12 protein-coding genes and 1 pseudogene are annotated in these 12,809 nt (G+C 68.1%); 6 read left to right on the forward strand and 7 right to left on the reverse strand.

Features of this window, described 5'->3' with window-relative positions; all coding sequences use genetic code 11:
* Genes iolE through FA740_RS06445 form a run of 3 tightly spaced genes read left to right on the forward strand, consistent with a single transcriptional unit; the run spans position 1 to position 2,518 of the window.
* Positions 1–909, forward strand: a complete 909-nt coding sequence (gene iolE, locus FA740_RS06435; protein WP_136855958.1) for a myo-inosose-2 dehydratase — start codon at positions 1–3, stop codon at positions 907–909.
* 9 nt (positions 910–918) lie between these two features.
* The gene (gene iolB / locus FA740_RS06440) at positions 919–1,713 is read left to right on the forward strand and encodes a 5-deoxy-glucuronate isomerase (RefSeq protein ID WP_136855959.1); all 795 of its coding nucleotides are present in this window, start codon (positions 919–921) and stop codon (positions 1,711–1,713) included.
* A gap of 13 nt (positions 1,714–1,726) precedes the next feature.
* Positions 1,727–2,518, forward strand: coding sequence for a TIM barrel protein (locus tag FA740_RS06445; RefSeq protein ID WP_136855960.1), 792 nt, complete (start codon positions 1,727–1,729; stop codon positions 2,516–2,518).
* Between the two features lie 33 nt (positions 2,519–2,551).
* Here FA740_RS06445 and FA740_RS06450 read toward each other — a convergent pair whose 3' ends face one another.
* From FA740_RS06450 to FA740_RS06475, 6 genes and pseudogenes are all read right to left on the reverse strand, one after another.
* On the reverse strand, positions 2,552–4,213 hold the full coding sequence (locus FA740_RS06450) for a CocE/NonD family hydrolase (protein ID WP_136855961.1): 1,662 nt from the start codon (positions 4,211–4,213) through the stop codon (positions 2,552–2,554).
* Positions 4,158–5,714 (reverse strand): ABC transporter substrate-binding protein, encoded by a 1,557-nt coding sequence (locus FA740_RS06455; RefSeq protein WP_169306235.1) that lies wholly within the window; start codon positions 5,712–5,714, stop codon positions 4,158–4,160. Before FA740_RS06455 ends, FA740_RS06450 begins: the two co-directional genes overlap by 56 nt.
* Position 5,715: 1 nt before the next feature.
* Positions 5,716–6,732 carry an ABC transporter ATP-binding protein gene (locus FA740_RS06460; protein WP_136855963.1) on the reverse strand — a complete coding sequence of 339 codons (1,017 nt, stop codon included), beginning with the start codon at positions 6,730–6,732 and terminating at the stop codon, positions 5,716–5,718.
* Positions 6,729–7,667, reverse strand: a complete 939-nt coding sequence (locus tag FA740_RS06465; protein ID WP_136855964.1) for an ABC transporter ATP-binding protein — start codon at positions 7,665–7,667, stop codon at positions 6,729–6,731. The genes FA740_RS06460 and FA740_RS06465 overlap by 4 nt, the downstream gene beginning before the upstream one ends.
* 1 nt (position 7,668) lies before the next feature.
* Positions 7,669–8,529, reverse strand: a complete 861-nt coding sequence (locus FA740_RS06470; protein WP_136855965.1) for an ABC transporter permease — start codon at positions 8,527–8,529, stop codon at positions 7,669–7,671.
* Positions 8,526–9,502: pseudogene (locus FA740_RS06475) on the reverse strand (ABC transporter permease). Before FA740_RS06475 ends, FA740_RS06470 begins: the two are co-directional and overlap by 4 nt.
* A 94-nt stretch (positions 9,503–9,596) precedes the next feature.
* On the opposite strand from FA740_RS06475, the gene FA740_RS06480 reads away from it, so the two are divergent.
* The 3 genes from FA740_RS06480 (at position 9,597) to FA740_RS19640 (ending at position 11,546) form a co-directional block, all read left to right on the forward strand.
* On the forward strand, positions 9,597–10,508 hold the full coding sequence (locus tag FA740_RS06480) for a LysR family transcriptional regulator (RefSeq protein ID WP_136855966.1): 912 nt from the start codon (positions 9,597–9,599) through the stop codon (positions 10,506–10,508).
* Between the two features lie 272 nt (positions 10,509–10,780).
* The gene (locus FA740_RS06485) at positions 10,781–11,380 is read left to right on the forward strand and encodes an RBBP9/YdeN family alpha/beta hydrolase (RefSeq protein ID WP_136855967.1); all 600 of its coding nucleotides are present in this window, start codon (positions 10,781–10,783) and stop codon (positions 11,378–11,380) included.
* 28 nt (positions 11,381–11,408) lie between these two features.
* Positions 11,409–11,546 (forward strand): hypothetical protein, encoded by a 138-nt coding sequence (locus FA740_RS19640; RefSeq protein WP_169306236.1) that lies wholly within the window; start codon positions 11,409–11,411, stop codon positions 11,544–11,546.
* 133 nt (positions 11,547–11,679) lie between these two features.
* On the opposite strand, the gene FA740_RS06490 is transcribed toward FA740_RS19640, so the two are convergent.
* Positions 11,680–12,741, reverse strand: a complete 1,062-nt coding sequence (locus tag FA740_RS06490; RefSeq protein ID WP_136855968.1) for an SDR family oxidoreductase — start codon at positions 12,739–12,741, stop codon at positions 11,680–11,682.
* Positions 12,742–12,809: the final 68 nt, after the last annotated feature.

Consider the following 12,809-nt stretch of genomic DNA (forward strand, 5'->3'; position numbering starts at 1 on the left):
ATGATCCTTTACGGCACCAACCCGATTGCCTGGGCCAATGACGACGACCAGTCCATCGGCGCCCATATCCCGACCGAACAGATCCTGCGCGAGGCGGGCCGAGAGATCGGGTTTGACGGCATCGAGAACGGCCATCGTTGGCCCGAGGACCCGCAGGAACTGAAAACCCTGCTGGCGGAATACGGGCTGCGCTTCATCTCGGGGTGGTATTCGACGCATCTGCTGACGCGGTCCGTCGCCGAGGAGATCGAAGCGGTCGGGCCCCATCTGGCGCGGCTCAAGGCCAACGGGTGCAAGGTTTGCATCGTCTGCGAATGTTCGAACACCGTGCATGGCAGCCCCGATGTCGCCGTCAATGACCGGCCCCGCCTGACCGGCGATCAGATGGCGGCGTTCGGTGCCCGGATGGAGGAATTCGCGGCCTGGATGGCGGCGCAGGGCGTCACGCTGGTCTATCACCACCACATGGGCACCGTGGTCGAAAGCCCCGAGGAGATCGACGCCTTCATGGCCGCGACAGGCCCTGCCACGCATCTGCTGTTCGATGCGGGGCACTGCACCTTTGGCGGGGGCGACCCCGAGGCCGTGCTGCGCCGCCACGCGGCCCGCGTCTCGCATTTCCACGCCAAGAACATCCGCCGCCCCGTGACCGAGCGGGTGCGGGCCGAGGGGTTGTCCTTCCTGCAGGGCGTCATGGCCGGGGCCTTTACCGTGCCGGGCGATCCGGAGGGGGCCATCGATTTCGTGCCGCTGCTGCTCATCCTGGCCGATGTCGGCTATGAGGGCTGGCTGGTGATCGAGGCGGAACAGGACCCGGTGGTCCGCAACCCGTTGACCTATCAGGCGATGGGGCTGAAGGCGCTGAAGGCCGCCGCCCGCGAGGCCGGGCTGGACCGTGACACGGAATAGGAGCAGGCCATGGCCGATTTGCTGAGACGACCCTTTGGCACCCATGGCGCGGTGCACCGGATCACCCCCGCCGATGCGGGCTGGCGCTACGTGGGCTTTGCGCTGCACCGCCTGCGTCCGGGCGAACGCATCGCGGAGGCCACAGGCGACCGCGAGGTGATGCTGGTCATGGTCGAGGGCAAGGCCGCCTTCCGCGCCGCGGGCCAGGACTGGGGCGTGCTGGGCGAGCGGATGGACGTGTTCGAACGGACCCCGCCGCATTGCCTCTATGTGCCCAACGATCAGGACTGGGCGGCCGAGGCCGTGACCGACTGCACCATCGCGGTCTGTTCCGCGCCAGGCCATGACGGGCACGCCGCGCGCCGCATCGGTCCGGACGGCATCACCCTCACGCAGCGCGGCGAGGGCACCAACACGCGCTGGATCAACAACATCGCCATGGAGGCCGAGGATGTCTGCGACAGCCTGCTGGTGACCGAGGTCTTCACCCCCGCGGGGCATTGGTCCTCCTATCCCAGCCACCGCCATGACGAGGATGATTTCCCGCGCATCACCTATCTGGAGGAGATCTATTACCACCGCCTGAACCCGGCCGATGGCTGGGCGGTCCAGCGCGTCTATACCGATGACGGCAGCCTGGACGAGGTGATGGCCGTACGCGATCACGACGTGGTGCTGGTGCCCCGCGGCCACCACCCCTGCGGCGCGCCCCACGGGTTCGGGCTGTATTACCTCAACGTCATGGCCGGACCCCGCCGCAACTGGCGGTTCGTCGCCGCGCCCGAGATGGCGCATCTGGCCTGAGGAGGGCCCATCCATGTCGCGACCCTTCGACTTGGCCGCCTGCGCGGAAATGCTGTGGCTGGACCGCCCCATCGACTGGCGCGCGGCGCGCCTGACCGAGATGGGGCTGGGCGTCGGCCTGTGGAACTGGGACCGGCATGATCTGGACAAGCTGGCCGCCGTGGGCGCGCGCTATACAATCATGAACGGCTATCTGCAGGGCCGGCTTGCGGATGAGGACGGGGCCGCGATGCTGCTGGCCTCGGCGTGCGAGGCGATCCAGGTCGGCAAGCGGCTTGGCGTGGCGCGGCTGAACCTGCACGGCACCGGGCTGGGCGATCACGGCATTCCAATCATGCAGCATGATGCCGTCACCGGCCCGATGTGGCTCAGGGCGCGCGATACGCTGAACCGGATCTGCGACCTGGCCAAGCGTGAGGGCGTGGTCTTTACGCTGGAGAACCTCAACCCGCGCGACCATCCCGGCTGTCCCTTCGCATCGACGGGCGATGTGCTGGCGCTGGTGTCGTCGATTGACCGGCCCCAGCTGCGCATGAACCTGGACCTGTATCACACCCAGATCGGAGAGGGTGACCTGATCCGCTGGTGCGAACGGTGCCAGCCCTGGATCGGAGAGATCCAGGTCGCCGACAACCCCGGCCGCTGCGAGCCGGGCACAGGCGAGATCAACTATCCCACCATCGCCACAGCGCTGGTGCGGATCGGCTATCGCGGCCCGGTCGGGATGGAGGCCTATGCCCAGGGTGACAGCGATGCCGCCGTGGCAGCCTTTGTCACGGCGTTCACGCCCGGGTCCGGGTCCTGACAGCGACGCCTTTGGCAGGGGCCTGTGCCGGGCTCACCCCCGGCGCGGGTTCAAACACAGCGTCGCGTTCCGGACCCGCACATCCCCGGCCTGACGCATCGCGCAATCGAACCGGGGAAAGCTGGAAGCGGCCAGGATCAGCCCCAACCGATTTCCCCGCCGCGCCCGGTAAAAGGTCGGCGCCAGGTCCACGGTCACCGCCCCTGGCCCGGACGCGCGCGCGATGCCGTCGGTGACGTTGATGACCGCGCCGCAGGGCAGAGCCTCCACGACGACCGCATGCAGATCAAAGCGGCCGGGTGCATCGCAGATGGCCGTGACCGCCCCATCCGACAGGGGCAGATCGACCGCCAGCGGCGCGGCAAAGACGGTCGCGGAGCCGGGATGGTCCAGCGTGCCCAATCCGCGCTGATCGAACATGCCCCCGAACATGATGGCACCACCCGACGTGACCGCCCCGCCCGGGGTCGGGTGGGGATGCGCGGGATCAAAGCGCAGCGTGACATCGTCGACGCCCAGGGCGCAGTCCGCGTCCGACCCGTCGCGCCGTTTTGACCAATGCCCGCCCATGGCCGGCCATCCGCGCGCCGACATCTGCCAGAACAGGTCGTGATCCAGGGGCATCTCGGCCCGTCCCATCGCATGATCGAACCAGTCCAGCCGCAGCGTGACCCAATCGCGGCCCGTGGCCGTGTCGATGGTGGCATCGTCGCCGAAATCCGCCTGGCCCACCAGACCGGTGCTGCGGCGGCCATGCAGCCAGGGCCCGAAGATCTGACGAAGGGGGGCGGTGTTGCGCGCACCGATGGCCTGGGCCAGATCCAGCATGTTGCGGGCATAGGGATCGTTCCAGCTGCCCAAAAGCAGGACCGGCACGTCGGGAAAGCGGTCGAAATGCGCGGCGGCCTTGGTTGCCGGCAGGTTCAGGGCGGGGTCGTTCGGCCCCATTGCCCACAGCCGCAGCAGCATCTCCTCGTAATCCGGAGCCAGGGCCAAGGGGGATTGGCCGGGGTGCCAGTCGCCCTGCAGCAGGGCGGCACGGATATCGGTGGCCTCGACCGTCGCGGCATCCGCCGTGCGCCCCCGCTCCCGCAGGGCCTTGGCCGCGTGGCGAAAGGCCCATGTGACCTGCTTCTGCTCGAAGGCGCCGCCATAGCGGACCGAATGGCGCCAGGCATCCATCAGCCCGCCCGTGTCGATGGCCATGGCCGCGATGCCCGGCGCCCCCGCGACCGCCGAGGCCAGCTGCGTATGCGCCCCATAGGACAGGCCCATCGTGCAGATGCGCCCGTCGCACCACGGCTGTTCCAGCAGCCAGTGGTGGGTGTCGACGCCGTCCTCGGCCTCGTTGACGTATTTCTGGAACACGCCTTCGGAGCCATAGCGGCCGCGCACGTCCTGCATCACCACCGCATAGCCGCGCCGCGCCATGATCCGTCCCAGTTCCGCCCGGGTCAGCGGGTCGGGGCGGTCCAGCGCCACCTCTGATCCAGACACCCCCTGCCGGTCATAGGGCGTGCGTTCCAGGATCACGGGCCAAGGGCCGGGTCCGTCAGGCATGTGGATATCCGTTGCGAGACGGACCCCGTCCCGCATCACCACCATCTGCGTCTGCATGATCTGCGTCCTTTGTCGCGCCTTAATCGGCGGGGCGGATGTCCTGGGCCAGCGTCCGCTCGATCGGGCGGGCGTCATAGGTCAGCCCCTCGCGCAGCGCCCAGATCTGCTGTTCGAAATGCAGCGGGATGATCGCCTGTTGATCGGTGAAGGCGCGCACCGTGGCCTGCGCCAGCAGCGCGTCGCGCTCGGCCTCGTCAAAGGCCTGCGCGGCCTGCGCGACCAGCGCGTCGAATTCCGGATCGGAAAAGCGGGTGCGGTTAAAGCCGCCGGTGCCCGCATCCGCGTCATTCGTGGCGATCACCTGCTGCAATCCGCGGATCGCGCTGCCCGTGGTCGTCCCGAACCCGCCAAGAAAGGCCGAGAACTCCTGCTGGCTGGCGCGGTCGAAGAAGATGTTGGACGGCATCGCCTCGACGGTCGAGGTCAGACCCGCGCGCGCGAACAGCTGGCTGACCGCCTGCAGGATCTGCGCGTCGTTCTGATAGCGGTTGTTGGGGCCGTGCAGGGTGATGCTGAAGCCGTCGGGATAGCCCGCCTCGGCCAGCAGGGCGCGGGCGGCATCGGCGTCGGCCTGCGGGACGGGAACCTGATCGGTCCAGCCGACGAAGCCCTCGGGGACCAGCTGGCCGGTGGGGGTCGCCGTGCCGTTCATGATGCGGTCCGAGATCATCTGCCGGTCCAGCATGAGCGACAGGGCCTGACGCACGCGCACGTCCTGCAGCGGGTTGCCGCCCTGGGGGGCGCTGACAAAGGGGCTGTCCTCGCGGTCGCTGTCCAGCGCCAGATAGATCAGGCGGCCGGTCGTCTCGGCCACCATTTGCGCGCCGCTGCGCCCTTCGATGGCGGGCACGTCACCGGCGGGCACCGCGTCGATCACGTCCACATCGCCCGCGATCAGCGCCGCGACCCGGCCCGCATCGTTGGGGATGAACCGGATCAGGACATCCGAAAAGGCGGGCGCGTCGCCCCAGTAATCGTCGAAGGCGGTCAGGGTCAGGCGTTCGTTCGGGGTCCAGCCACCATAGCGCCAGGGCCCGGTGCCGATCGCCGCCGTGCCTGCGTCGAAATCGCGGCTGGAGATTTCGGTGCCCAGCTCGGACGGCAGGATATAGACCGATCCGATCTGCTCGATCAGATCCGGCGTGGGTTCATGCGTGGTGATCAGCAGGGTCAGGTCATCCTCGGCCTCGATGGTGGCGATGGCCGCGACATTGCTTTCAAAGGAGGCGGGCGAATTGGCCACGTTCGGGATGCGCTCGAATGTCGCGATCACGTCCTGCGCGTCCAGCGTGCTGCCATCGTGGAACGTCACGCCGTCGCGCAGGCGGATGCGCCATGTGGTCGGGTCGATGTTCTCCCAAGCTTCCGCCAGCAGGGGCACGGGCTGCAGCGTCTCGTCGATGCCCGCCAGCCCCTCGAAGATGTGCGACGCGGTGTTCTGCCCCGGCGAGGTGCGCGAGAAATGCGGATCGACCGAGGGGTGTTCGGCCTTGAGCGCCATACGCAGGGTCTCGGCCGAGGCGGCAGCAGTTGTGGCGGCCAGAATGGCGGTGGTCAGCAACAGACGGGCGGTCATGTCAGGCTCCTTGGGTCTGGGGGGCGACCTGCGGCAGGTCGTAATGACAGGCGGATCGGTGGCCCGCGCCGATATCGCGCAGGGCGGGCCGCGTGCTGCGGCACAGGTCGGTCGCATGCGGGCAGCGCGGGTGGAAATGGCAGCCCGAGGGCGGGTTCAGCGGCGAGGGCAGCTCTCCCTCCAGCGCGGTGAACCGGCGTTTCGCGCCGCCCAGTTGCGGCGCCTCGGCCAGCAGGGCGCGGGTATAGGGGTGATGCGCGCGGGCAAAGATCGTGTCGCGATCGGCGATCTCGACCAGGCGGCCCAGATACAGGATCGCGATCCGATCCGAGATGAATCGCACCACGTTCAGGTCGTGGCTGATGAACATCGACGCGAACCCGCCCTGCGCCTTGAGATCGACCAGCAGGTTCAGGATCTGCGCCTGCACCGACACGTCCAGCGCGGCCACCGCCTCGTCAAAGATCACCACCTCGGGGCTGACGGCCAGGGCGCGGGCGATGCCGACGCGCTGGCGCTGGCCGCCCGACAGGGCGTGGGGGCGGCGGTCGGCCAGATCGGGGGAAAGACCCACCTTGTCCAGCATCTGCGCCAAGAACGCGGCGCTGTCCTTGCGGCGGATCAGGCCGTGGGACAGCGGCGCCTCCAGGATGGTCTGGGCCACGCTCATGGCGGGGTTCAGGCTGGCATAGGGGTTCTGGAACACCATCTGGATCTTGCGCCGCGCCGCGCGGGCCTCATGCGGGGGCATCTGCGCGATGGGGCGGCCCTGCCAGGTGACGGTGCCGCCCGATGCCGGCAGCAGCTGCGCCGCGATCCGGCCCAGGGTGGATTTGCCGCAGCCGGATTCGCCCACGATGCCCAGCATCTCACCCGGTTCCAGGCGCAGGGACACGTCGTCCACCGCCACCAGATGCTGCGCCTTGCGGCCCAGACCCGCGCGGTTCATCGCCCGGTCCAGCGCGCCGTCATTGCGGGAAAAGACGCGGCGGATGTCGGACAGCTCCAGAACGCTCATGGCTTGGCCTCCAGCGGGAAATGACAGCGCGCGCCATCCGTCACCGGCGGGGCCTGTTCGCGGCACAGCGGCTGGACGCGCGGACAGCGCGGCGCAAAGGCGCAGCCCGTGGGCAGCGCGTCCAGCGCGGGCGGCACGCCCGGCAGGTTCGCCAGACGGGTGCGGCCGGGGACCGGCACGGCCTCCATCAGGGCGGCGGTATAGGGGTGGCGGGGGGCGGCGAAGAGGCGTTCGGCAGGCGCCGTCTCGACCACCTGGCCCGCATACATGACCATGACATGATCGGCGAAACCCGACAGCAGCGACAGGTCATGCGTGATCCACAGGATCGCCGCGCCGGTCTCGGCCGCCAGGCCCTGGATCTCGGCGATGATCTGGCTTTGGATGGTCACATCCAGCGCGGTCGTGGCCTCGTCCGCGATAATCAGCGCGGGGTCGTTCAGAAAGGCGATGGCGATGACGACGCGCTGGCGCATCCCGCCCGAAAATTCATGCGGATAGGCCGCCATGCGTTCCTCGGGGGACGGGATGCCGACGCGGCCAAGCACCGCGATGCAGCGGGCCCGGGCGGCCTGGCGGGTGACGCGGCGATGGGCCAGCACCGCCTCGATCATCTGCTCTCCGATGGTCAGGACCGGGTTCAGCGCGACCATCGGGTCCTGAAAGATCATCGCGATCCGGTCGCCGCGCAACCGGCGCAGCTGGGCCACCGGCATCGCGGTCAGGTCCTGGCCGTCAAAGATCACCCGCCCGCCCGCAATGGCGATGCCGCGCGGCAGCAGGTCGATCAGCGAATAGGCCATCATCGACTTGCCCGATCCGCTTTCGCCCACCACGCCCAGGATCTGGCCGGGCTGCACGTCGAAGCTGACGCCGCGCACGATGGGGGTGCCCTTGGCCGTCAGCGATGTCACGAGGGTCTCGACCGTCAGCATGTCAGGCCTCCTGCGGGTTCAGGGCACGGCGGATGCGGTCGCCGAACACGTTCACGGTGAAGATCAGCGCCGCCAGCGCCAGACCGGGATAGATCAGCGCCCAGGTGTGCCCCGACAGGATCTCGCGCGAGCCGTTGGCGATCAGCAGGCCAAGGGACGGCCGCTCGATCGAGGTGCCCAGGCCCAGGAAGGACAGCGAGGCCTCGATCGCCACCGCATGCGCCAGTTGCAGCGTCAGCACCACCATGATGGGAGAGATCGCATTGGGCAGCAGATGCCGCAGGATGATGCGCCAATGCGGCAGCTCCAGGCAGCGGGCGGCCTCGATGTAATCCTGCCCGATCTCGACCAGGGCGGCGGACCTGGCGGTGCGCGCGTAATAGGGCCATTGCGCCACGACCAGCGCCAGGATCAGGTTGCCGGTCCCCGCCCCCGCCAGCGCCATGATGGTCAGCGCGACCAGGATCGTCGGAAAGCCCAGCAGGATGTCGACCAGCCGCATGATGACCGCATCGACCCAGCCCCCCGCATAGGCCGAGACCAGCCCCGCCAGCACCCCGATCACTAGCGCCAGCACCGAGGCCGTCGCCGCCACCGTCAGCGTGATCCGAAGGCCATAGAGGATCGCCGACCACAGGTCGCGTCCCAGGGCATCGGTGCCCAGCCAATAGGTCAGCCCGCCCATGCCCGACGGCGATCCCGGCGGCAGGTTGCTGTCAAAGAAATCGACGACCGCATTGTCATAGGGGTCCTGCGGCGCGATCCAGGGCGCCAGCAGGGCCGCCGCCACGATCACCAGGAACAGGCCCAGGCAAAACAGCGCAAAGGGCGCGCGACGCAGGGAAAGGATGGCGTGCCTCATGCCGGTTTCCCTCCAAGGCGGATGCGCGGGTCCAGCAGGGTATAGGTCAGGTCCACGATCAGGTTGATGATGACGAACATCGCCACGACGATCAGCAGATAGCCCACGATCACCGGCCGATCGACCACGTTGATCGAATTGATCAGCAGCTGCCCCATGCCGGGCCAGTTGAACACCGTCTCGGTGATGATGCCGTAGGCCAGCAGGTTCCCCAGCTCCAGCCCCAGCACGGTGACCAGCGGGATCAGCACGTTGCGGAACGCATGGCGCATCAGGATGGGCCTTCGGGGACGCCCTTGGCGCGGGCATAGCGGACATATTCGCTGTTCATCGCCGCCTGCACCTGCGCGCGCGTCAGGCGGATCACCATGGCCGCGTTGAACAGCGCCAGGTTGAAAGCGGGCAGGAAGATATGCGACCAGCCGCTGGCGGTCACCAGGCTGGTCTCGATGCCCATGACAGTGCCGGTATCGCCGCGCCCGCCCGACGGAAACCAGCGCAGCTGCACCGCGAACAGCAGGATCAGCAGCAGCCCCTGCCAGAAATTCGGCAGCGAATAGGCAACGATCGACCCGTTCATGATGCCGTCATCGGTCATGCTGCCCGCGCGATAGCCCGCGATCAGGCCAAGCGGCAGGCCGATGACCAGCGACATCACGAAGGCCGCAAGCCCCAGTTCGACCGTGGCCGGCAGGCGTTGCAGCACCAGGTCGATGGTCGGCTGGTTATAGACGAACGATGTTCCCAGATCGCCCTGGAACAGCCCGGTCAGATACAGCCAGTATTGCACCAGGATCGGCTGATCCAGGCCCAGGGCCACGCGGGCGCGTTCGACTTCGGCCGCGGTGGCGTCGGGCGGCACCAGCATCTGCACCGGATCGCCAATGGCATAGACGCCCATGAAGACAAGGAACGACACCAGCAACAGCACGAATGCCGCCTGCGTCAGCCGTCTGACAAGATATGCCGCCATTGCGAATCCTCCTGAGGATGCAGCATGGCGGCATGGACAGGCAGCGTCCACATTACTAGGATATCAATTCATCTAGTGATTTTACGGTAGTCCCATGTTCAGTCTGGTGCAGCTCCAATCGTTTCAGGCGGTCTTTGCGCATGGCACCACGGTCCGCGCCGCCGAGGTCACGGGCCGGTCCCAGAGCCAGGTCTCTGCCGACCTGCGCGCCATCGAGGCGCAGCTGGGCCGCCCGCTGTTTCGGCGCGAAAGCGGCCGCCTGACGCCCACTCAGGCCGCCGAGCAGGTGTTCGAACGGGCCGCACAGGTCTTTGAGGCGCATCAGAACCTCGCCCGGCTTGGGATCGGCCGGGGGGATGACCAGGTGCTGACCTTCGGTGCCCCCCGGTCGCTGTCGATGACCCTGTTGCCGCGCATGGCGCGCGATCTGCGGCAGCAGTTTCCGAACCTGTCGATCGCGCTGAAATTCGGCCGGTATCCGGACCTGATCGCGGCCGTGGCCGAAGGGCGGATGGATCAGGCCATCGTCAAGCTGCCCGTGTCCGACTGGCGGCTGCGCATCCTGCCCATCATCGACGCGCCGCTGGTCGTGGTGATGCGGGCCGACGACCCGCTGACCGCCCTGGACCGCGTGGGGCCCGACGCGATCGGAGGCCGCCATCTGATCCGCACCAGCGAGGGTGCCCCATCCTGGCAGGCCGTCACTGCGGCGTTCCGGCAGTCCGGCAGGCAACCCTATTCGCGGATCTCGGTCGAGGGGGTGGGTCCGATCTGCCGCCTGGTCTCGGAGGGTGAGGGGTTGGCGGTCGTGAACCGTCTGATGGCGGCGGATTATGCGGGCGGCCTGAACCTGCAAATGCGGGTCTTCGCGCCCGAGACATGGGAAAGCTTCGCCATCATTCAGAACGCATCCGCCACACATGGCCTGACGATGACCGATGTGCAGGCCGTCCTGCGCCGCAGCCTGTCCCCCGATGCCGGGCGCGCGGACCCGTCGCACGCCTGACGGCCTGTCGACCGTCAGGGACGGGGCGGCTGTGCCGTGGCCGATCCCGGATCGCCGCTTTCACACCGACTGGCGGCAGCACGATCCCCTGCCGGATTGGCGCGTCCGATGACGTCCCCAGCCTTGGGGTGGATCGCCCCCAATGATCCGACGGGAAACAGGTCAGGGCGGCGGACCCCAACTGTAGAGAACCGTTCTCTTTTCAGGGAGATCTTTGGAACCCAAATACACGACTAACATTGTAGTCTTATGTAGAATTAAAGGAGAGCGCGATGACCAAGACCTTGATCGTCCCCGGCCTTGACGGCTCGCCTGCGCCTCACTGGCAGGACTGGTGGGCCCGCACCGACCCGACCGCGATGATGCTGGACATGGGCGACACCACCCGCCCCGTCCGCGAGGTCTGGGAGGCAACGCTGGCCGTCCATATCATGGCCCATCCCGACAGCATCCTGGTCGGCCATTCGCTTGGCGCCGTGACCATCGCGCATCTGCTGGCGCGCTGGCCGGGGTTGCGGGTGCGGGCCGCCCTGCTGGTAGCGCCCGCTGACCCCGCCGCCTCCGACCGGACCGCCTGCTTTGGCGCCCTGCCCCGCCAGCGGTTCGACGTGCCCACCATCGTGGTGGCCAGCCGCAACGACCCCTGGATACCCTTCGATCAGGCGCGCCAGGTCGCGGAGCGGTGGGGCGCGCAACTGCATGACATCGGCCATGCCGGCCACATCAACGCCGCATCGGGCTTTGGTCCCTGGGCGGGGGGCAAGGAGCTGCGCGACCGCCTGCTGGCGCGGACCGCGCGCCCGTCGGCCCTGCGCCGCCTGTTCGGCACGCGCGCGCCATCCCCGCTGCGGCCCGCCCAACGGCTGGCCTGATCCCAAGACATCCAGATTGGAGGTTCCCATGTTCGACATCCAGACCGAGGCCTATCTGCGCCGCACCACCCCCCGCGACGATGCCCGGGGCGCATCGCCCCTGATCCCCGTTACCGCCGCCGCCACGCTGATCCTATGGACGGCGGCGCTGATCGCCGCCCTGTAGCACAGGGGCGCCTGCCAGAAGGGTCGATGCCTGCGCCTATGCGCCACGCGACCCATGTGCGGGGTCCAGACAAGCCGCCAATTGTCCGTGCCACCCGCAGACACGGTCGCACAGGCACGGCAATGCAGGGTGCCTAGGGGATGATGCGATCCGACCGCAGGCATTCGAACAGGTCCAGGAAGGCCTCGTCCGTCGCGCGATAGGCCGTGAAACCCAGTTTGCGGCTTTTCGACATGTTGGTCACGACCTCGATCGGGCGCCCCAGATCGGCGTCGGTGTGCCACGGAGAGATCAGGCGCGTGATGTCGCCTTCGATCAACCCGTCCCGTGCCGCGATGCGCGACCAAATCCGGGCATCATCGGCCATCTGAACGGCCAGGGGGCGGGCGACACCGTCGAAATCCTCGGCCTCGATCCCGAACCACTCCGCCAGGCGATGCCACATCCAGCTCCAGCGAAAGACATCGCCGTTCACGATGTTGAACGCCTGATTGCGGGCGGCGGGCGTCTCGGCGGCCCAGATGACCTGGGCTGCCAGCTGGCGCGCGTCGGTCATGTCGGTCAGGCCGTTCCATTGCGCCGCGGAGCCCGGAAAGCGGAACGGGCGCCCCGTCTCGCGGCAGATCGCGGCATAGACGGCAAGGGTCGTGCCCATGTTCATCGCGTTGCCAACGGCCTTGCCGATCACCGTATGGGGGCGGTGGACGCTCCAGCCGAACCCGTCGCGCTTGGCGGCTGCGAACAGCTCATCCTCTTGGGCGTAGTAGAAATTCTCGATGTCCAGACGGCCCTGATCCTCGCGGAACGGCGTCTGTGGCAGCTGGCCCTGGCCGTAGGCCTCGAACGGCCCCAGGTAATGCTTGAGCCCGGTCACCAGCGCCACGTGCCGCACCGTGCCAAGCGGGCGCAGGCCGTCAAACAGGTTGCGCAGCATCAGCGCGTTGACGCGGATATTCTCGGCCTCGGTCGGCTGGCGCAGCCATGTGGTCAGGAACACATGCGTCGGCGCCAGCCCGTCCAGCGCCGCCGCGACCGAGGCCGGGTCCAGCAGGTCGGAAGCGACGGGTGTCACGCCCGACTGCGGCTGCGGGTTGCGGCTGAGGCCGAGGACGGTCCAGCCCTCTGCGACCAGCTGTTCGGCAATCGCCTGACCCTGGATGCCGGTCGCGCCGACCACCAATGCGGTTCGTGTCATGGAATTCTCCTGTCCTTGTGCTGTCAGAGGACCTAGTCACCGCGCGTCCGGCGTGCCAGACGGCACCA

Origin of the sequence: Paracoccus hibiscisoli (assembly GCF_005048265.1) — a bacterium.
In the GTDB taxonomy this organism is placed as follows: Bacteria; Pseudomonadota; Alphaproteobacteria; order Rhodobacterales; family Rhodobacteraceae; genus Paracoccus; species Paracoccus hibiscisoli.